The organism is Pontibacter qinzhouensis (assembly GCF_008017455.1).
Classification (GTDB): Bacteria; Bacteroidota; Bacteroidia; order Cytophagales; family Hymenobacteraceae; genus Pontibacter; species Pontibacter qinzhouensis.
Window position 1 is genome coordinate 23,734 of record NZ_VRTY01000033.1, and the last position, 22,214, is coordinate 45,947.

Sequence of the window (22,214 nt, forward strand, 5' to 3'; positions counted from 1 at the left end):
AAAAACAAGAGATTACATAATAGTTACGTATGTTCGCCCTTTTTTCGGAAATCATATTTTTGTTATTGATTATAAGAGCTTTACATTTGTGAAGTGTAAAAAATAAAAAAATGTGCAAACCGGCCGGATGTAGAGTTTTAAAAATAGAAATATAAACTTGATTTTTGTATTAAAATAATTATATAAAAATTACGTGTTTAACGCAGGCGAGCCAATTAAAATAAAAAAGCTCTGTATTAAATTATTTCTATTAAATATCCGGGTTTTGGTAAGCAAAAACCTAAAGTTCACAAGAGAATCAGCAATTACATTACTTCGAATATTTTATTTTCAATTTTAGCCAAACAAAATGAATTTCAAATTTAACAGCCTACTTGCGCCTGTATTATTGGGTGCAATTCTTTTCTCGTGCGAGGAAAAAGAACTTGAAGAAGTGACTCCAAACAGTATGAACCTGGAAGCTACTGCCAATGCTACAGCCGCTAACCTGATTTTTTATGAAGACTTTGAAGGCTCAAAAGCTTTTGGAGATGCCGTGAAGTTGCAGGTAGGTTCGTGGAGCCATGCGTTTAACCTGGTTAGCAATCCTGCCTTTAGTGGCGCAAAGGCTGGCCGATTTGAACTCAGAGACAGCGATGCCCAGGTAAGCGGCGGCACAAGAGCCGAGGCCCTGGTTGTTGACTTTGCCTCCAACAAAAACAGGTGGTACAGCTTTGCCGCTTATTTCCCGAAAGACGGATACCAGTACGACTCATCTAATGAAGTGATAAACCAGTGGTACCAGGAGTCTGGAACAACACAATCAACGACGCTTCGTATCGAGAAAGATCGTTTCTACCTGCAGACTGGCAATAACTCCAGCAGCTTGAAAAAGATTGATTTAGGCCCGGTAACAAAAGACAGCTGGCAGGAATTTGTGTTTCACTTTATTCACTCTTACGGCTCTGATGGCCTGATTGAAGTGTGGCGCAACGGCACCAAAATTCTGACGCATACTGGCGGTAACATGTATAACACCAGGCTGCCTAACTGGAAACTGGGTGTTTACAAGTCTAAATGGAACAGCAACACCACCGACACCGATAAACGTGTTATTTACTACGATAACGTAAAAGTTGGTAACGAAAAGGCAACTTACGCTGACATGGTGACTGGCAAAACAACTACGCCAACACCAGCACCTACTCCAGATCCAACGCCTACTCCAACACCAACGCCAACGCCTACTCCAACACCAGACCCAACGCCTGCTCCAACACCTACGCCAGCGCCTGTTGTGCCCGGAACTGGTGTGGCAGTAACAAATTTTACGCTGGTAGATGCGCAAACTGAGAGAGATGTGAGAGTTATGACAAACGGAACTGTGTTAAGCTTTAGTTCTTTAGGTACTAAAAAACTAAATTTCCGTGCAAACCTCAGTTCATCGTCGGTGGGTAGTGTTAAGTTTGAGTTAAAAGGTGCAATGAGCTATAGCTATATCGATAGCGACAACCCATATGCTCTATTTGGCGACGACAAAAAAGGTAACTACTACTATGGTGCTTTAACGATGCCGGTTGGTACCTATACGCTGGTAGCAACTCCTTACTCAGGAGCTAAAGGAACTGGTACTGCCGGTACGCCACTTACCCTTACGTTCTCTATTAAGAAGTAAACACTGTAATTAGTTTTGGCGGAAGGTGGTAAGAGAGGCAGAGCCTTTGCTGCACAACCAACACACCAAGCCTTCCTTTAGAATCAAGACAAAAAAGTGCCGCGGGTATAGCCAACGCTACACGCAAAACCTCCTGCCTCAGGTAAAGAACCATGTCGGTTCTAACCTGAAAGGCAGGAGGTTTTTGCTATTGGACATGAAGCAGCCTGGTGAACCTGGCCAAAGCCCTTGATATATTTAAGCGCAAAAGGCTTCGGAAGACCATTTCTATTAGAAGAATTTAGTTATAGCCCATTTCATAAAACGCCTAAGGCTTTGGTCAAATTTTTAAATTTACACATAAGCTTTTCTAACAGTTATCGGAGTATTTCACCTTTCTATGCTTCGTTAATTGCTGAATTTTGTCTGACAGCTTTACATATCATTTTTGAAGTTCGAATTTATGGCACTTCTAATAGCAGGGCACAAATTCTCTTTAACTTCTGCTAACAGGAAGAAATGCTAAAGTGCGCATGCTATGTTGCGGCCTGCATGTAAAGCAGGTTAATGATTGAGTATCAGTTTTAACGATTTTGATTCGGACTGTGTCTGTAGCCGCACAATGTATAGACCTTTTGCTAAGTTGGTTCCGTCTAATTCTATTTCGGTTACTTGTTTGGCGTTAGCGTGGCCTTGTTGCAGTACGTTAAGCTGGGCGCCTTTGCTGTCATAAATAGCAATAGTGTAGGTGCCGTCTTCGGGTAACGCAAAACGTAGTGTAGCACGAGAGGTAAAGGGGTTCGGGTAAGCTAGAAACTCATCTGCGGGTTCAGTTAACAACTGACTTTTTCCCAGGTTTATGGTGGCTGCAAACGCGGCCGGTGTCAGGCCGGCCAGCTCACTTATTTCTGCGGCACTTAGCGCTGCACTATAGATGCGGGCATCGTCGAGGGAGCCGCGCAGTTTATAAACGCCATCGGCCTGGGCTCCGAGTGCCAGTGGCTGCGTGTTAGATTTTATAGCCGGTGAGCCAGTAACTGTTTTAGAGCCATTCTCAACGCCGTTAATATAAATCCTGAGAACGCTGCCGTCGTAGGTGCCTGCAATATGCATCCAGGTGTTGCCATCTGTCGGGTAGTTTATGGTAGAATTTACCCGGTATGTATCGCCGGAGGTTGCGTGGTTAAACCTTAAAAACACATGTCCGCTGCTGGCAAGCGAAAGTTCATAGCCATCTACACTACCGCCAATAGATTTTTTAACCACATATTGCGTTATTTTTTTTGCGGGTTTAACCCAGGCCGCCAACGTAATGGGCCCGGTTATATTGAGCGATTCGTGGTGAGGGGCAGTGGCAAACTGGCCTGAGCCGTTCAGTTTTAAGGCAAGGTGTAGCCTTCCTGTTTCCCAGGTGGGGTTGCCTATAGTGGAGGCATGGTTCCCATTACCAGAGTCGTCTAGCAAGGCGGAGCCGCTGCCTTCGTCCATTTTCCAGTGGCCCGCCAATATACCTGCGGGTAAATCGAGAGCAGTTGTAAAGCGCCAGGCTGTAGACCAGTTGCTGCTGCCGTAGCTATTGCTTGCTCTAACGCGCCAGTAATAGTTGGTGTTATAGCTGAGGCCGCTGGGTTGTGCCGAGGTGCCGGCCAGGTTACTTTGGTTGAACACCAACTGGTTGAACCCCTGGTCGGAGGCAACCTGTAGCTGATAGGAGGCAGCACCTGCCGATGAGATCCAGGTGAGGGTAGGGGTTGCGGCAACACTAATAGCATGGTTAGCCGGTGAAGCCAGAACAGGAACTGCAGGAGGAGTAGGCGAAGTAACATCTGTAGCAAGCACGCTCACTGCCCGCGAGCTGGTAGAGGCTATAACAACTACCTCCGATGTAAAATTCTGTTTGGTGCTGGTGGCATTGTCGTAGTTACCGCTGATGAGGGTGCGTTGCGGGCCAAAAGAGATGGAAGCTGTGGCGCTTTCTCTGTAAAGTATATTGCCACCGCCATCCTGTGCTGTATAAACTACCCGTATTTTACCTAATGCTTCGTTCAAGATTATAAGGGGGCGTGTGCCAAATTGCTCCGACACAGTATACATAGGGTCCCAGGTGCCAGTAGGGCGGCGAACCAGTAAGGCTGCAGCCGCATAACCAGCCGCATTATAACCTGTTTTTACGGCACCATAAAGGGTGCCATCGCTGGCTATGGCAAGGTTCAGGTGGTCGTCGGCCATACCGGCACCTCTGTTCAGCGCCGATTGGGAGGCGGGCACCTCGTCGGCAGACCAGGCAGTAGGAGAGGCGCCATCGGTATGGGTTTTAAAGCCAAAGCGCTTGGTGTTCTGGTTCGACCATAGCACACCTATTTTGCCAGGCATGGCGATCACGGCACAAATGTCATCATCGGTTACGCCTGTTGCTATTGTTATCGGGGAGCTCCAGTTACTATAGGGAGAGTCGCTGTAGCGGACATTAATTTCGTTTACGCCAGCCGAGGCCAGCCACATTCTGCCACTTCCGTCTATGTCTATGGTAGCTGTCTCCACGCCTTTGTCGAGCTTTAGACCTACCGTAGATGTTCTTCTGGACCATAGCTTATAGGTGTTCTGAGCCGGAACATATTCCACCGAAACCATTTGAGAAGAGGCTCCCTGGTATAGCAGAATATGCGCAATGTCTCCTGCCTCTTTACAATCTGCTTTAGATGATGTTTTGGTAGAAAGCCGTAATACGTTTGTCCAGGTAGTGCCATCGAGGCGCCAGAGGTAGGTGCCGTTAGAGCTAGGCAAAACAGCCCAGTGCCTGCCAGCATGTATCCAGACTTTTGATTGCGGTTTCTCGCCTGAATTGGTAGTAATAGATACCTGTGACAGGTTAGTGACAGAGGCAAACTGAGCGGCTAAATTAAAAGTAACCAACAGTAAAAGTGCCAACAGGAGTATACTTTTTTTCATAACTATAGCTTATAGGTAATAAATGATTTTGATCCTGTAACAGGAATTCTGGGTATTTGTAACACTAATGCGGCTCAACCTGAAAGAAGGCGTTTGGCGGAATAGATCTATTGAATATTGAAATTATTTTGAAAAGGTATTTATGTATATTCTTAATAAAAGAATAAGTTGCATTTTTATTTATAAAATTAGTTAACAAAGCTATGTTAGTTGTAAACAGCAGGTTACGCTGTGTAACACTGTCCTACATACCTTCTAAAGACCCGGCTAAGTAACCAGGCTTTACCGGGGGCTGCTCACTTGTATAGATAAGAACCTAGGAGCGAGCTATAAAAAAGAAAACAACTGGTTAAGGCAGGAAGTGAGCCAGATGGTAACCAGACCCTTGAGCAATAAGCCGGTTAAAATGCTTTGGAAGGGCTTTTTGATTTGAATAATTTAAGCGATTTATGCTTATAATGGTGTACGAGGTATTTATAAGTAAAATACATCGCCTGAGCCCTTGACAAAATTTTGATGAAATTCCTTCGGAAGGCTATTTTGATTTGAATAATTTAAAATTCGCTGACAAGGTTAGCTTTTGAATACATGCGACAGCACTAAATAGAACAGTTATCACAAGCCAGGGCATCTGTACCATTGTAAGTTTTAATTTCTGATTTGATTATATACTAAGTATATTCAACTAAAACATGTTGGGTGGACTCTTGGCAAAATTCTGATATGAAACCTTCTGAAGGCTGTTTTCATTCGAATAATTTAGAAGCTAAGACTGAGATCGGTTTGACCGATCTGACAAAACTTCCTTGTTTGTACTTAGTCTGGGAAGCCCTGGCAGGAATAGAAGTTCTGTTGAGATAAGTTACCTGTAACAGGAGAGGGAGGTTTTTGCCTGCCTGGTTTAGCTGCAGTAGCCGCGGCCGTGTGCCTGAGCTTAAAAAGTAACAGTGCCACCAAGGGCAAGACAAAATGGGCTGCCCGGATAATGACTTCGCCATACATAGCAGGACCTAGCTCCGTAACTCTGGCAAATCCTGTTATCAGGCCCCAGCAGGCCATCCAGCAAAGTATGTAGGGGTTTGTAAAGGAAAGTATGGCCAGCGCACAGAATATATCCATTATGCCAATGCCTGCCAACAGAGTCTCTGCCGCAGACTGGCTTATTTTAATGCCAGCCAGGTTCGCCCCCGACGATATAATATAATCGGTGAAGTCTGGGTGGCGGGCCAGCGCTTCTAAACCATGTGTTGCAAACGTCAGGCTCAGGGCAACAACTACAAGCCATTGGCAGGTAAGGAGCGTTGGTTTGCTCTCAGGGCCATGCCGGAAAAGCAGCAGAACCAACGGTGCTGTATAGCGGGCGGCATGCGCCGTTAAGGTCCAGGAGCTGAAGGCGCTGCCACCCTGCGCCACGGTAATATACGCCAGCAAAAAGGTTAAGCATGCACTGGCAAGAAGCAGCAGGGTTGCCGGGTATAGCAAAACAGCTGCCCCCACCAAGAGGGTACTCCAGGCAAAGATGTTCTCAAAGCTAAAGGCTTGCTCATAGGTAAAGCCATGTTCCATTACCAGGTAATCTATAAAGGGGCCGGAGGAGCGGCTATATAAAAAGATGCCCACCGACTGCATAAAAACAGTTAGCTGCAACATTTTTACAAGTAGCGTTCTCAAAAAGCCTGGTGTCATGGTTCGCCGTAGAATAAATTTATCTGGAAACGGATTGAGTGCGGAATGCATGCTTAGACTTGGCTCGGGGTTCCCTTACAAAATCGTCGAGCACTTCGCCATCTATGCCGATGGCCTGTACATGCAGGCTGTCTTTAGAAAACCGAATAACATGCACATGGTGTGCACTCTGTACAAAACCCGGAGCTTGCACATACCAGCGGGCAGAGTCGTAGACAGGCCTTTGCGGAACACCTAACCCTCCTTCGCCAATATACACGATACCCGATGTATCGGGTTTGTTGTTACGGATGGGCAGGGTTCGTTTCAGCACGTGCCCATCAGATTCGGCTACCAGGTCTACATTATATTTTTCGAAGAGAGGCACAAACGACTTGCGAACCCTTACAAAGGTCTGCCGCATAAAACTCTTTACGGCAGGGTAAGCAGGCCTATGGTATTGCACCATCACCCATTTTTTCTCTTTCCGATTGGTTGCAAGTGCAGCTTCGAGCCACTCGTGCTGGTCGCCAGCCACACTTATTTCGGTGTTTAGGGTAATTAACGATACCTCCGGCGACAGGTCAGTGTTGTAGTAAAAGGTATCGAGGTTGCGGCCTTCCTCACTTTTGTCTAGGTAGAAGTTCTCTTTGAATCCAGCCTCTACCTCGTGGTTACCCTGCGAGATAATGAGCGGCAGCAAGCGATTATCTTTTGTAATAATTTCTTCATGGTCTTCGAACCACCAGTACATATGCCGCCACTCTGAGGTAAGGCTGTAGTCTGCACCATGGGCAAAGGCAATTATTTCATCATTATCTTCCACCAGTTGTGCAATTACTTCGTTCATGCTCTGGCGTGCCTGGTGCGGTGTGTAGTCTGGCAGCACAATATCTTCTATTGCATCGGGCAAGGCATTGGTTACAATGTCGGGCAGAGTTCGTTCTCCTCCTGCTCTGGAGTCGCTTCCCCAAATAATGCCGAAGGGCCGGTTGTCGTCAGGTGCTGTTCTGAAGTAGAATTCCTCTGTTTGCTTGCCGTTGCTTTGCACCACAAAATAATAAGCCTTAGCTGGCTCCAGGTTGTTTAGTTCCGAATGATGAAAAAAGCCTTGCGGCATACCTTTTTCTATGTCTTCGTCTACAATAGATATTTTGCCGTTGCGAATGGGAGCTACCTTATGGGCGTAGGCTGGCAGGTCTCCTTTGTGGCTGATGGTGTCGTAGTATACCAGGTGTGCGTCTCCGAGCTTGTGCAAGGTTGTCCAGGAAACGATTGCGTGGTTAGCAGGGTTCTCCGTCCATAGTACCCGCACATGTATGGGTTCAGTTGCCTGTTCAGTAAGTTGGTCGAGCGGGTTCTCCTGGCGCTCTAATGATTGGCAGGCGGCAAATATGAGTAGCAGGCACGCTGAAACGCCATACAATAAGCTATAAATTCTCTGCATTGTGTTGGTCGTTATAATTACCGGATAAAAGCAGGCGGTGGTTGTGAAAAGTTAAACTAAAAACTCTAGGTGTCATAGAATTTTCTAAAAACAGGTACTTGTATAAGTAATTTTAAGTCTCTTTTGCATGTTTAAACTCAGGTTTTAATTGGGCAGCATGCGCCTGTTGCTGCTTCATGAAAGGAAAACTTGCCAGCAGCAATTCAGGTTATGCAGGAGCTACTCCTTAAATGCTGCGGGCATTACATGCGGCTACTATTGCCGACCTCAGGCATAATCTTTTTAGTCCATACTTTTATGAACGGGCGAATTGCTCTTTTCTTTCTTCTGATCGCTGCCAGGTTCGCTTGCTCAAAAGCTACAATTCTTATGAAATTCTCTTTCATGGTTGCGTACTTTTTTAGGCTTAGAATTTTCGATTTTAACGAGATCAATTTCAACGAAATTGTTTTTTCCTCGTCTGATGCTCGTCTTGCCATTAATCCGGAAAGCAGCAGGTACAATAATTTTAGAACATAAGACAGCAGAATAGACAAGTACTTTGCATGAAAAGCCACCATGCTTTTGCTGTGCATGTTAACTCTTATTCTATAAGGCACCAGTACCTGATAACTCTGGGCACCATCTCTGAAAAGGCGTGCGTAATAGCTCCACTGCACCCGCTCCTTAGGCACAAAATGTTTAAACCGGAGGCTGTTGTCGTACCAGATGTCGTAGCCGGCCAGAGCTATGGCATAACATAACTCATAATCTCCTCCGGCACAAAGCGTTTTGCCTTTTCGATCGGTCAGCATCGATTTGAAGCCAGAGTTTACTAGAATTTTATAAGATGATTTGCGAACAACACAACCAGCCCCGTACACTACATGGTGCTTTACCTTGCCCGGCCTGAGCGACTGTGGTCCGTTGGCAAACAAATTATGGCCTACTGCCCATTGTGGAGGTGGCACTTCAAAAATAAGTTCACCGCAGCCGCCCAGCACGCCTATCAGGGGGTTGTGCAGCATCAGGTCATAGGCGCGGTTCAGGTAATCTGGTGCGAGCCAGTTATCGTCGTCACAGAAAATAATGAACTCGTAGCGGGCCTTTTCTAGTGCTAGTTCCCGGGCATAAGTTAACCCTAGCTTTGGTTGGTGTAGCAGCGTGAGCGGCACCGGTTTTCCTGCTAAATTCCATTCGGTTTTTACCACCGCAGCGGTATTGTCGGTAGAGGCGTTGTTTACCACCAGCAACTCCCAATCTATGCCGGGGCGCACCTGCTGGCCCGCTATGTGGCGTAGAGTGGGCGGCAGGAGCGCCGCTCCGTTAAAGGTGCAGATTACTACTGTTATACCGAGTCTCATAAGCTATCTGTTCAGTAAGAATTGAAACTGCAGTTTTATGATCATCCAGTACAACAAAGGGCTTTTGTGTAACTCCAAAGCATGTGCTATCTGCACCTCTGCTACCTGCCGGTTATGTAGTTTACGCCAAAGCTCTTTGGCTATTTTAATACTGTAGCCAGCATAATACCTTTTTGATTTTTGTAAGATATGCTGTTTTTTCTCGTCCGGGAGGTGTTCCTGAATCAGCATCATGGCCTGTAGCAGGTCTTGCAGGTGTTCGCCTGTTAGAAATTTGCTGCCCGATATAGAGGCTTCGTGTTTGCGGTAATCTGCCAGCATGTCGGGAGTATAGGCTACCGGGAAATGGCGTGCTATCCGTACCCACATTTCCCAGTCTTCGCCATACTCAACCCCGAAAAAGCCGCCTAATTTCTCATACACTTTCCGGCGAACGGTCATAGCCACATATTGTATGTGCTGGCGCTCTCCTATGGTTAGGAGCCAGTTCTTTAATATGCCGTCGCGGCGCATTTCGGGGGTTTTGTGGTAAACTTTGCGGCCTGCCTCGTTAATGCAGCTGTAGCGGCAAAAGGCAGCTCCTGCATCTGGGTATTTGGTTAGCAGGTCTTCCATTTTGCTGTAATACCCTTCCCTTATAAGATCGTCGCCGTGCAGCAGGTGTACCAGGTCGCCTGTGGAGCGGTTAAGGCAGGTTTCGAAATTTAAAAGGCTGCCAACATTCTTCTCCTGCCTGAAATACTTAATCCGTCCTTTGCCTATGCTTAGCACAAGCGCTTCTACGTCGGTGTCTGTGCTGGCATCGTCTACAACCTCTATCTGCATCTGGTGTTCGGGTATTTGCTGGGCCAGTACGCTCTGTAGGGTCTCTGGCAAAAACTGTGAGCAGTTATAGACCGGAATCATAACAGACCAGCGAGGTCTTGAGCCGTGAGGTGGCAGCGGCTGTATTGGTGGCGGAGCAGACGGAATATAGGCCATTGTAAATCAGAAAAAGTAAGTAGTAGAACCTAACCTCAGATCAAATTTCAAGTTCGGTCTTGAGGTGCAACAAAAGGCTAAAACAAAATCTTATTACACGGCAATAACCTGCCGTGCCCTAAAAATGAATTATTCAAATGAAAATGCCCTTCCGAATGTGTTTTTGTCAGTTTTATATCAAGGGCCGTGTAAAACGCCAGGTCTTATCTTCTGCAACAGGTAATGTGCGGCTCCCCGGCCCTTGGCTATTTTAAGTAAAAAAGCTTGCGGAAGGCAGATTTTATTAGCAGAATTTATATACTGTTACAGTTGCTGGTTTATTTGCCGGCACCTTATATATTAAAATAACTATATTTTTGCGGCTTTAACCTGTTTTTCTATGTAAGGTAAAACAGGTCTTTTTGGTAAAGCTGTTATAATAAATCAGCAACTACGAATTAAAAACCCTGTTGACAATGCTCTTGAATAAGTTATTATAGCGCCTCTTGCAATATTTTAATTCTTGCAATCTAACTTGGCGAAGCCCCTTAGCAAACGCTGTTTACAGTTTTTACCTGCTGAATTACTAAATATTGGAAAGAACTTACTTACAGTTTAGCAAACCGGCTGCAGGTTATGTTTCTGGCATTAGGGGTTGAAGCTGCATAACCGGGTAAGAAGACTAATATAATGAATAATTATACGAATAAAAAAATAAAAATTATGTTTTATTTAAGTTTTAATAATATGCTATAGTAATTAAGTCTTTAGTTAAGTAAAAAGAGCCATAGTGTTTCGGTTATAAATGGTGTGTTAACCTATCTGAATTCGAAATTTCACTGCCATCTCTTGCAGGGCACACAATGCAGAGAACAACACAAAAGACCATTTTTTATCCTGTTTTAGCCGGCGTTTTAACTTTTCGGAATTCGAAATTGCATGGTTTCGGGAAGCAGGACACAGGAATTTTTTTGATCGTTCTGTTGAAATTGAATAAATCAGGATTTGATTCTGAGCTTTGTTTGCTAGTGCGAGCTGGTAGCACCTGCTTTTATGCAACTCATAACTTGAGGTAAGCAAAATCAGGTAGTTAAGAGTTGATGCTTTAGCCCAAAGGCCCATAGCCGTCAGGCTAAGCTTTTTCTTTTACGTCACTGCCATCATAATCTGTACTGCCTGCCTTTGCCGGGTGTTTTCACCGGCAAGAAAGGGTCGCTATAAGCCAGAGCAGCTATCCAGGTTCTACAGACACGGAGCGCTTTCTGCTGACAAAGAGCAAACAGCCCAGAGGTTATCAATTGTCGATATGCCTGTTGGTGAGAACACACAAAAGGTGCGAACGGAGCAGATTTTATAGCTGGTATCGCCCTTCCCCTGACGGCTATAGGTTAATGGCCCCTGATACGAGCTACAAGATCGCACCAGGGGCCATTAACCTACAAAATCAGCTTTTAAAGAAGTACTTTTATACTATAGAGAACTTAAAGAGTAATATCAGTACTGACTAAACCTAGGAGGCAGCTGATGTTCAAGAATAATTTTCTTTAGCAAATACTTTTTACCTGTTAAGCATAAGCCGCACAGATTTAGTGCCTTGCGCCGATTGCAGCCTTACAATATAGAGCCCGTTAGAGAGTCCTTCTCCCGATACTTCTGCTGTATGCTGCTTTCCTGCCTCGGCTGTACCCTGGAGTACCTTGTTTACCTGCGCGCCTTTGCTGTCGTAAAGGGTTATGCTGTAGGCACCGCCATCGCGTAGCACAAATTGTATAGTTGCTGTGCTATAAAACGGATTAGGGTACAGTAGCAGGTGCTGAGCAAGTTCAGGCTGCCGCAACGTCTCCTGTTCCAGATCCGGTACATCAACAAGGTCTTCGGTGGTTGTGTCGGTAGCAGAGGGGCCGGGTACAGGCAGCTTTGTGAGCGCCAGTATTTCGGAGGCGCTGAGGGCTATGTTGTAGACCCTGACTTCGTCTAAGGTTCCTTTCAAGTTTTTGCTGCCATCGCTCTCTGCCCCTATGCCAAGCGGCAGGGTGTTAGTGGCTATGGCTGGCGGGTTGCTGAATTCCTTAGCACTGTTCTCAATGCCATTAATGTAGATTCTGGCAACACGCCCATCATAGGTAGCGGCAATATGCATCCAGGTACGGCCGTTCCTGGGGTAAGAGGTCGAGGAGTTAACTCGGTATTTATCTTTAGCAGAGGCTTGGTTAAACCGGAAAAATACTTTTCCGTTGCTGGCTAAAGAAAGTTCGTAGCCATCTTTTTCGCCATTTACGGCTTTCTTTATAATATATTGTGTAGTTCTCTCCTCAGGTTTAACCCAGGCGGCCAGCGTAATGGTCTCTGTAATGTTAAGGGACGGCGCATGAGGTGCCCTGACGTGCTGGTTTGAACGGTAAAGCCTTAGAGCCAAGCCACTGATGCCTTCTTCCCAGGCAGGGTTTCCGGTTGAAGTGGCATTGTTACCATTGCCCGAAGCATCGAGCAGTAATCTGCCAGACCCTTCATCCAGTTCCCAATAGCCTGCCAGTGTGCCTGCCAGTATGCCTGCCGTGGTGGTAAAGCTCCTGATAGCTGACCAACTGCTGCTATCGGTGCTGTTCATGGCCCTTACCCGCCAGAAATAAGTGGTCTCGATTTGTAAGCTGGTAGTTTGTGTAGAAGTTACAGTAAGGTTGCTTTCTTCAAATGCTACGTTTTCAAACTCTTCGTCTAAAGCAAGCTGTAATTGGTAGGCATCGGCTCCTGCCGTAGAGCGCCAGCTAAACGTTGGCGAAACAGGCACATTGCCAGCAAGGTCTGCCGGTGCTACCAGAGCAGGTGGAGGAAGCTCAACAGAGGAAACAGGCAAGGTAGTAAAGCTCCATACGCCTGACCAGTCGGATGTTTGTGTAGCAGTTTGAGCCCTTACTCGCCAGAAATATGCAGTGCTGGGCTCTAACTCGCTGATTTGCACTGCCGTATCAGTAAGTGCTGCCTGGTCATATACAGTTGCTGAAAAATCGAACCTCCCCGATACCTGTACCTGGTAAGTTGCCTCATTTTCTAATGAGTACCAGGTTAGCACAGGAGTTACAGGCACCCGTGTGGCACCATCTGCAGGAGAAGCAAGCGCAGGAACCAGTGTGGCAGCAATAGTGGTAAAGCGCCTTACCGATGACCAACTGCTGCTGTCGGTGCTGTTCATAACCCTTACCCGCCAAAAGTAGGTAGTACTGTAAGCCAGGCTGCTCGCCTGCAGGGTGGTAGTCGCTATTTCATCTTCCTCAAATTCAACATCCTGAAAATTATCGTCTGAAGCAATTTGTAGCTGGTAGGTATCGGCTCCTGCTGCAGCGCGCCAGCTAAAAGTAGGTGTAACAGATACCTCGGCAGCCAGGTTGGCCGGCGACAACAGGATTGGCGTGGTGAGCTCTGGGCGTGGTGGAGCTATGGTAGTAAAACTCCAAACCGATGACCACGCGCTGTTCTGCGCTGCCTGTACTGCCCGCACCCGCCAGTAAAACACACTGCTGTAGGCCAGGTTGCTCAGCTGCAGCGAGTTTGCCGATCTCACACTTTGGTTTAGAACAGTGGTAGAAAAATCTGCTCTGGAAGAAACCTGTACCTGGTAAGCATCTGCACCCTGTACTGTTTGCCAGTTCAACAAAGGTGCTATGGGTAGGCTGGTGCTGCCATTAGCCGGAGCGCTCAATTGGGGCGCATTAATATTTGTATTTGGAGGCTCCACCTTCAGGTCGTTTCCGGCAATGTCTTCCCAGCGGTATAAATGAAAAGTTCTGTCGGTAGACATGGCTACAAAAACACCGTTGGGAAAGTGCGGTAATATAGGGTAATTCAGCAATTCAGAGCCATCGCTTTCCCGGGCCTGCACCGGTACCACCTTTACAACCGGATGGCTATGCGGATTGCCCCCGGAGCCTTCGCGCGGGAACACCTGAAACCTGTTGGCTCCCTGGTCCGATACGAGAATGTAGCCAGTACCATCAGCTATTTTATAGATAGAAATGCCTTCGTGGTCTTCCCTGAACCCGGTTGTGCCGAAGAGTGCCAGCTCTTCATTTCCTTTTTCAGGATCTGCATAATATTTCCGGACACCTTCTTTTTCATCTGAGTAATAGATATAGCCTAGTTCTGCATCTACGGCTATAGATTCAATTTCCTGCCGGCCACTGTACTTGCCAAACTTCCTGACAACTGTTGCTTTCACATTTCCGCGGCCATCGTCTTCCAGAAGGTATTGCCAGAGGTAGGTGCCATTGGTGGGCCCGGCTTTTCGGCTTACAATAGCATATAACCTGTTGCTACCTACAGGCTGGTAAAGCGCAATGCCCATGGGGGCGCGATAGTCAGTAGAGGTTTCTCCTTCAAAAACCGCTATACCGCCGTTATCTATGGGTTGCATGTCGGGCACGGAGAAAATGCGTAGCCTGTTCCCCAGCCGCTCAGTTACAACGGCTATGTCTACTTTACGGCCCTGCAGTGCCATGCCATAGGCTATATCTACATTGTTAGGACGTCTTAAATTCCGGACTGTTTTATCAGCTATTATTTTCCCTTGCATGTTAAACACATACAGCGCCCCATCCTCTTCTTTGTCTGTGCCTAAAATCAGGCTTTCAGATGGGTTGTTCTTATTAAGCCAGATGGCAGGGTCGTCTGAGTCGTTTGCTACCCGCTCCGAAATAAAGGCAGGCGCCACCACTCCTTGTGCCCAGACATTTGCAGTACATACCACCCCAATAAGAACTGTTGCAAAGCAGCGGAGAAAGAGAAAACAGCAGGAATTGTTCACTTGTTGCATACATATTTGATTTAAGGTTTATAAAGACTGAAATAGCAAGAGCTGCCTGTAAGAAGATGCTTTTGTTTATAGTTAATCTATCGTAAATAGCCACCCTACCGGCAGCATATTATATAATGAACCTGAAGTGGTTGAAGGTCTGCTATACTGCATCAGGGCAGACTGTCAGGTAAAGCAGATAGTATATGTTGTCTACATACAAAAAAGCTGTGACCACTCAAACATTAAGTTACTTGTTAGGTAAGCGTAGCGTGTAGGAAACAAAGCAGCAGTAAAAAACTCGGCACAAGGCAGGGTGCGCAGGTAGTGGCAGTATTTAAAGACCATACAACAATGCCTTAGGTGCAGTGTTTGTATGCTGGTCTCACCGGGAGGCTTAAGCAGGCTTATTATAGTATTAAATGCAGATTGGGTTGCGTTGGAGGGTGTATAATTTTGTTAACGGATGTTAATTAATTGTTAAGCCCCTAATTAAACCTGTAAGATAATGGACACGCTTGATGTTGCAGCCGAGGATTAGCTGTTAGAATGCTTAAATGTCTAAAATATAAAGCGTTGAGTTAATTATGAGATTCTCTAACAGAAACAGATTATAACCTGCTCGGGTAAAGGCGAGGCAGTTGCCTGTTGTAGCGGGGTTGTGGCGTAGTTAGCTGCTCTAGTTACTAAGGCTTTTGAAGGAGTTAGAATAGCTACTTTGCTTTGTAACCGGAATATTATCACAACCAATATCTGCTTTACTATAAAATAAAATTTATATAGGCCTGATATTGAGTAAGATAAAATATTGTATACAGAGGGATTGAATCTAATCTCAAGCTAATCAGTATACTATTACAAGAATAAATTAAATTTTTTTACTTTATTATTACTTGAATATTAAGGAAAGTATTGTATATTACACTAAATTTAGAGTAGCAATACTAGCTTAATGCTTCTCAGACGAGGAGCATTTAAATATTTACTACCCATTTCTTAAGTTGCGATCCCGGTGTTTAGTCTGACAGTGCTGCCATCAAATGCAGTCGTGTATAAGAGTCAGGTCTATTGTATCTTGTGAGTTGAATTTGCCAATTCGAGTACCACATTATTCTATGTAAGATTCTTCAAACCAAAACTTAATAAACATATGTTGCCAGGCCCTCCACAAATAAAATGCGCATTACTGTCGTAGCAAATAGCTTATTGGCAATAGCTTATAGCATACGCTAACTGCTTGTAAACTAATAGTTATTAAATGCTAAGACAGCCTTCCCAACGACTGATGATAAACTCATTCAGTGTTAATACAAAGCTGATTAGGAAAGAATAGTGGTTAAAACAACAGCATGCAATTATTAATAAAAGGAAAAACCATTTATTGTAATAGATGCATATTAAAGCTACTGCTATACAGCTTTTGCCAGAGTAAATTATTCATATATTATAATTGATTAATATCAATTTGGGATAAATATACAATTATTTAGTTGATTTGTGCCAAAATGGGATTTTAAAACTAGTTACCATAGTTAATTGAATCTTATTGTTTTAAAATATAGTTAATTTAATATATGGATGCTGCGTTTTATAGATGCAGCTGAAACGATGCATGTACGTAATTAAACTAAACACTATGATTAGGTTAAGGTCAAAACTGCCGAATCTCTTTTTAGGTGGAGAGATGCTTTCACTCATTATTACTTTTTTTATAGCAGTTTTTCTATTTAATAATAATATCTACAGGCAATCTGAATGGCTTATTTTTTTTGGTATGTTGGTGCTCTGGCTCTCTATTGGGTATTGGCAGAAGCATCATGCGGTAAAGCTATATAGCAGGCAAAGCCACAGGCTTTACACGTTCCTGAAAGCTTATGTGCTACTTATTGCCTTTGCAGCTTTTCTGTTTCTGCTTTTCCCTTTACAGGAGCCAGCCAGAAATGTAGTAGCTGCTATAATAGTTGCTTTTCCGTTACTCACCGTTCCGCTTAATTTTCTGCTGATGGCACTAATCGCTAATCCGGAACCAGCCGCACAGGCGAGTGCTCCTGAAGTATCCCAAAAGAAGCCTGAAATTGATAAGCACATAAAGTATATCCTGGTTGCCGGTACTGGTAACCTAGCCGAGAGCGTGGAAAGGCATATTTATACGCACCAAAAACCAGGGTTCGAAGTAAAGGGTTTTATTCATTGCAAAAAGAACGATGAGTGCTTTGTAGCTAAAAGCAAGGTAGTAAGCGACCTGAAACACATACACGAGTATTTAAAAGAAAACCTGATAGATGAGATTGTGATTGCCCTGCCGGTAAACCGGTACAAAAAGATTAAGAATATTCTGGCTGCAGCAGACTATTTCGGTGTTCGGGTAAAATTTATTCCGGATTATAAAGGCTTATTTGGCAACAGCTATAAAATGACGCGCTATGGCGAGCTTGATGCCGTAAATGTACGGCAGCTGCCACTGGACGAAACCTTTTCTTTTGCTCTTAAAAACAGTTTCGATAAGTTATTTTCGGCTATAGCGCTGGTCTTGCTATCGCCGGTATTTTTAGTAATTGCCGTTTTAATTAAGCTCGACTCCCCTGGTCCGGTTTTCTATTGCCCCATACGTGTTGGCAGAGCTGGCAGGCCCTTCAGGGTATTTAAATTCAGGAGCATGTGCGAGAGCGACCATGTGGCTGCCGGGGCTCTCTCGACTCAGAAAAATGACCCTAGAATTACAAAACTCGGGCGGATTCTAAGAAAATACAGCCTCGATGAATTGCCTCAGTTCCTGAACGTTTTGCTGGGAAATATGAGCGTGGTAGGGCCAAGGCCACACAGAAGCTACCTGAACCAGCAATTGCAGGAGAGTGTAGATAAGTACATGATCAGGCACTACTTTAAACCAGGCATTACGGGCTGGGCACAGGTTAACGGCTGGCGCGGACCAACCGAAACAGCCGAACAGCGTACCCAGCGTACCCAGCACGATATCTGGTACATGGAAAACTGGTCGCTCTGGCTTGATATTAGAATTATATACAAGACCATTTTTAGCAGGAAAGTACATAAGTCAGCATTCTAATTATAACACCCTCCTGGCCCAAAAGCATTTTACAGGAAGCTAACATCGCGCCTGCTGCTTGTATTTAGCAGCAGGCGCGATGCTATAGAACAACACCTGCTTCAGCACCAGCACCCTAACAAACTTATAGTGGCAACCTACTATCACCACTTACCTAGAATATGATAATGGAGAAAGCATTAATCGTTATCTTAGTTTCAACAGCTTTTTTCTTCGTGTTGGCATATTCTCAAAACGAAGAAAAGTCACGTTATCACCATCAGCCAGAAATTAACCAGACAAATCTGGTGTATAGCTCCACCAAGGGAACCTTAAAATACAGCTTATATGCCAATGCAGGTGAGTCGGAGCTGATAAACATGCTCCCCGATTTCTCTTTCGCCGGCTACAAAAGTGGAGGTGTTGCCTTGCCCGATCTGCCTGTTGTCAAAATTCTGTATCCGAAGCCCGGCGATAACAGAGAGCACATTCAGCGTGCCATAGATGCTGTAAGCCAACTCACCCCAGACAGCAATGGCTTCCGTGGAAAAATATTATTAAAAGCCGGCACATACGAGGTAAGCGATAGCCTGACGTTAAAAGCAAGTGGCGTGGTGCTGGCAGGCGAAGGGCAGGGAGCGAACGGTACTGTGCTGAGAGCTACAAAAAAAGCAAAGCATACACTTATTGTAGTAGGCGATGGAGCCTCCCGGTTGCCGAAGCTGCGGCACACCAGCTCCCCGATTTCAACTAAATACGTACCAACTGGGGCCGTAACCTTTTCTGCAAATAACTTGCTCGACTACAGCATAGGAGATACTATTTTGGTTCAGAAAACTCCTAATCTGGCTTGGGTCCGGAAATTAGATATGAACCGCTACGACTGGTCGCCGGAGTCTTTTATTATACCTCATGAGCGAATAATCACCTCCATAACTAATACGAGTATTACGGTTAACATTCCGATGGTAGATGCTATAAAACAGGAGGAAGGCGGTGGGCAGGTAGTAAAAATCCGGAGCCAGCGGAAAACCAAAAACGCAGGCATAGAGAACATGCGCCTGGTATCGGCTTATGCCCACGACGAAGATGAGGAGCACGGCTGGGAAGCTATTGCGTTGCGAATGGCGGAGAACTGCTGGGTAAAAAAGGTTACTGCCCAGTATTTTGGCTACTCCTGCGTTACCATCGACAAAAGGTCGGTTTACAACACCATAGAAGATTGTGCCATGCTCGACCCTAAATCCCAGACCAAAGGAAAGCGAAAGTACTCGTTCTATATCCACTCGGGGAGCTTTAACTTGTTTCAGCGGTGCTTCACCAAGGGAGGTCGCCACGATTATGTAACCGGTTCCCGGGTGAGTGGGCCCAACGTTTTCCTGGATTGCCTGGCCCTTGAAACACAGTCTGATATAGGGCCGCACCACCGCTGGGCCACCGGTACCTTGTTCGATAATGTTCAGGGAGGCGACATACGAGTGCGGAACAGAAAAGACAGCGGCACCGGCCACGGCTGGTCTGGCGCGCAAACCATGTTCTGGAATTGCATTAGCACCACCAAAAAAGGCATTACCGTAGAAAGCCCTCCCGGCAGCATTAACTGGCTAGTAGGCGGCAGAGCTAATAAATACCTGGGCAACGGGCACCGCGAATTAACTGGCTCGGAAGTAACGCCTCGGAGCCTGTACCTGGCGCAACTGGAAGAACGCCTTGGCAAGGCCGCCATAGATCAAATTGCTACAGCCCCACAACAAGATGGAACCATATTCGACCTCCTCGAAAAATGGGCAGGTGAGACTCCTGACACGAAAGAAACAGGTACTCCGCCGGCTGGTCCTTCGCCGAATTAGAATTAAAAAGTACCAGAATGCGGGCTCCGCTGCTGTTCAAATTCCGCTCTTTCTCTTAAACTTCCAACTCTTTACAGCTCCAAAATTTCAAACCAGTTAGCGCAGTAACCCAATTATTCTAATGAAAACAGCCTTCCAAGAGATTTTCATAAAGAAAGTGCCAAGGGTGTAAGAAACAGGGCTGGTCATAACTGAAGCTTTTTAGATAGACACACTCCATCACGTATAATTTCATTGGAATAATTTGGCGCAGCCACCTAATTATTCCAATGAAATTAGCCTTCCGAAGCTTTTTTTGGTTTGCGGGGTCAAGGGGTAACGGTTGCGGGCTTGGGTAGCGTAACTTGTTGCGGAGCGTATTTAAGTACCTGGTTTACCATAAACTGCGTTGTATCGATGCAGTCGGAGAGGAGTTGTTTGCGCGCGCGCTGGTACTTTTCTGTTCCGTTTACTTCCTGCATTATTTCCAGCGCTTTTTGTATAGCCAAGGTCTGGTCTTCAGGGCTTTCGGTAAAGTTAAACACAAGGCCATATTTGGTTTCTTCCTCATCGGTGTAGCCTCTGCCGTCGTTATCCATAAAAATAGAGGGTGTGCCGAGTACGGCTGCCTCAGAGGCCATAGTGGCACTTTCGCCAAACAGAAGGCTGCTGAAGTAGAGGGCATCGTGCATTTTGTCGAACGGGATGCTGATGCGGTACTGCTCCAGGTCGTGAGGCAGTTCGCCTTCTGAAGTAATAAACACGCGGGCAAACTGCGACAGGGCTTTTACCGCTTTCCGTTTGTTCTCTAGCGACATGCCAGAGTGCCCAAAGTCGTGTGCGGCGGCCCACGATACAAACCTGATGATAACAAACTTCTCGCCGGGCTCCACGTGGAGCAGACTCAGAATGGCAGGGTCGGGTGTAAAATAGTTTGGGTGCAGGTACGCCAGCTCCATGTACCCTCTAAACCGGATATGCTTGGCTCCCAGGTCTATGCGGTAGCAGGAGGGGGTAAACACGTTGGTGGCAAACGGAACAGTTAACTGGTGGTGCAGCCTGGCGTGCTCGGTATCGCTGAAGACCAACGAAACCTTGCCCAGCAATTTAGCTACCTGCGAAGGGTAAGGGTGCAGAAAGTTAAGAAACAGGTCGGCCCTGAACTTAGTTGCTATTTCTAAAAGCTTCAGGTCGGCGTAGAGCAGGTACAGAAACTTGCCGATTTTGCCGGTCTTGCCCTTGCCACGGTCTATGTAGGGTATGTTGTAGAGGTGCAGCAGGCGGTGTTCCATCTCCTTGTTCCTGGATACAAACAGAACATCGTGGCCTTTTTCTATCATTATTCGTGAGAAATTTCTGAAATAATGAACATGTGCCGGGTGATTGATATCAATTAAGATTTTCATAAAAAATAAATTGCTGCAAAGACCAAATATAGTTTTACATGCACAGGCCAGTTCTGGTGAGAGGCAGGGCCAGGCCAAATTGCTGAAGAAGAATACTTACGAAGCTACAGGTATGGCGGCAGTGGCATTAGGAGCAGCAACCTCCTGTGGCTGGCCCAATACTTTTCTGTACACGCTTATTACACGGGCTGCCACGCGTTCGGCATCCAGGCCCAGTTCCTCAATCCGTTCTTCGCCGTTCGTTCTGCCGTGCCGCTCCGAAAACTGCAGGGCCTTTGCAAGCTTCTGCGCAAAATCCTCCGGTTCGAAAGAAGAGACATAACAGCCCGGCGTGTCGCCCAGCACCCACTTCACATCGCCCATGTCTGTCGACACAATGGGGCAGTTGCAGGCCATGGCTTCTTTTACCACATTCGGAGAGCCTTCCATAAACGAGGGCACCACCAGCACGTTCACGGCATTCAGGTAATTGGGTATTTCGTGGTGGGCAACGGGGTAAGGGTTTACAATGGTAATGTCGGGTAGGTTGAGCAGGTCTACTGCTTTCTGCACCAGCTCAAAGTTTTTTCTGGGGTTTGCTGCGTTGCCTAAGAAGAGCACCTGCTTCTGGTCTTTACTGAAGCCTGCCGCAGGGTCGGGCCTGAACTTGTCGCGGTTTATGCCATTGGGTATAATATGAGATTTGTGCTTGAGGTACACATAATCCTCGATGTTCTGCGATTTAGAAATGATGCCTTTCACGAATGGCTGAATAAGGTACGTTAGAAGCGTGTTGATTCTGCTGCTGAACTGCACCTGATTTACGCCCACATATTCTCCGTAGGCATCGCTGCCCATAAGCGAGAGAACCACAGGCGTTTTACCTGCCGCACCTATTACCGCCGACCAGCCGGAGAGGGTGAAATGCGCGTGTATCAGGTCGTAGCGGTTTCTGCGCAGGTGCTTCTTTAGTTTTTTGCCGGCTTTGTAGTAGCCTGCAAGGCCTTTTCCTATTACCGGGAAATACTCTACTTTAATGCCTTGCCTTACAAGCGAGTTTCCCTGCTCTTTGATAAAAGGGATGATTTCAAAATTCTTACTGTTACCGCTGCAAACAAAAAGTACTTTCATGTTATTGGTGCTTAAGGTTTAATGCATTATGCTATGCTGT

11 protein-coding genes are annotated in these 22,214 nt (G+C 45.9%); 3 read left to right on the top strand and 8 right to left on the bottom strand.

All coding sequences use genetic code 11. The features are described 5' to 3' along the window. The first annotated feature begins 349 nt into the window (after window positions 1-349). Window positions 350-1,654, top strand: a complete 1,305-nt coding sequence (locus tag FVR03_RS10445) for a polysaccharide lyase family 20 protein (RefSeq protein WP_147921694.1) — start codon at window positions 350-352, stop codon at window positions 1,652-1,654. A 543-nt stretch (window positions 1,655-2,197) separates the two neighbouring features. Here FVR03_RS10445 and FVR03_RS10450 read toward each other — a convergent pair. The 6 genes from FVR03_RS10450 to FVR03_RS25195 all read right to left on the bottom strand — a co-directional run bounded on the left by FVR03_RS10450 (window position 2,198) and on the right by FVR03_RS25195 (window position 14,738). After that, on the bottom strand, window positions 2,198-4,582 hold the full coding sequence (locus tag FVR03_RS10450; protein WP_147921695.1) for a T9SS type A sorting domain-containing protein: 2,385 nt from the start codon (window positions 4,580-4,582) through the stop codon (window positions 2,198-2,200). Window positions 4,583-5,398: 816 nt separating this feature from the next. Beyond that, window positions 5,399-6,253, bottom strand: a complete 855-nt coding sequence (locus FVR03_RS10455) for a hypothetical protein (protein ID WP_147921696.1) — start codon at window positions 6,251-6,253, stop codon at window positions 5,399-5,401. Window positions 6,254-6,287: 34 nt separating this feature from the next. Next, the gene (locus tag FVR03_RS10460) at window positions 6,288-7,694 is read right to left on the bottom strand and encodes a purple acid phosphatase family protein (RefSeq protein WP_147921697.1); all 1,407 of its coding nucleotides are present in this window, start codon (window positions 7,692-7,694) and stop codon (window positions 6,288-6,290) included. Between the two features lie 242 nt (window positions 7,695-7,936). Continuing rightward, window positions 7,937-9,037 carry a glycosyltransferase gene (locus FVR03_RS10465; protein ID WP_147921698.1) on the bottom strand — a complete coding sequence of 367 codons (1,101 nt, stop codon included), beginning with the start codon at window positions 9,035-9,037 and terminating at the stop codon, window positions 7,937-7,939. Window positions 9,038-9,040: 3 nt separating this feature from the next. Further along, window positions 9,041-10,018, bottom strand: coding sequence for a glycosyltransferase family 2 protein (locus FVR03_RS10470; RefSeq protein ID WP_255474163.1), 978 nt, complete (start codon window positions 10,016-10,018; stop codon window positions 9,041-9,043). A 1,537-nt stretch (window positions 10,019-11,555) separates the two neighbouring features. Then, window positions 11,556-14,738: a phytase gene (locus FVR03_RS25195; protein WP_369410451.1), complete on the bottom strand. Its 3,183-nt coding sequence runs from the start codon at window positions 14,736-14,738 to the stop codon at window positions 11,556-11,558. Between the two features lie 1,729 nt (window positions 14,739-16,467). Between FVR03_RS25195 and FVR03_RS10480 the strand changes: the two genes are divergently transcribed. Both FVR03_RS10480 and FVR03_RS10485 read left to right on the top strand, forming a co-directional pair. Beyond that, complete coding sequence (locus FVR03_RS10480; RefSeq protein ID WP_147921700.1) at window positions 16,468-17,850, top strand: exopolysaccharide biosynthesis polyprenyl glycosylphosphotransferase; 1,383 nt, start codon at window positions 16,468-16,470, stop codon at window positions 17,848-17,850. A gap of 167 nt (window positions 17,851-18,017) precedes the next feature. Further along, window positions 18,018-19,679 (top strand): hypothetical protein, encoded by a 1,662-nt coding sequence (locus tag FVR03_RS10485; RefSeq protein WP_187270118.1) that lies wholly within the window; start codon window positions 18,018-18,020, stop codon window positions 19,677-19,679. 308 nt (window positions 19,680-19,987) lie between these two features. Here the strand turns inward: FVR03_RS10485 and FVR03_RS10490 are convergent, their stop codons facing one another. Both FVR03_RS10490 and FVR03_RS10495 read right to left on the bottom strand, forming a co-directional pair. Then, window positions 19,988-21,064 carry a DUF354 domain-containing protein gene (locus FVR03_RS10490; protein WP_147921702.1) on the bottom strand — a complete coding sequence of 359 codons (1,077 nt, stop codon included), beginning with the start codon at window positions 21,062-21,064 and terminating at the stop codon, window positions 19,988-19,990. A gap of 96 nt (window positions 21,065-21,160) precedes the next feature. After that, window positions 21,161-22,174, bottom strand: a complete 1,014-nt coding sequence (locus FVR03_RS10495; RefSeq protein WP_147921703.1) for a glycosyltransferase — start codon at window positions 22,172-22,174, stop codon at window positions 21,161-21,163. Between the last annotated feature and the right edge of the window lie 40 nt (window positions 22,175-22,214).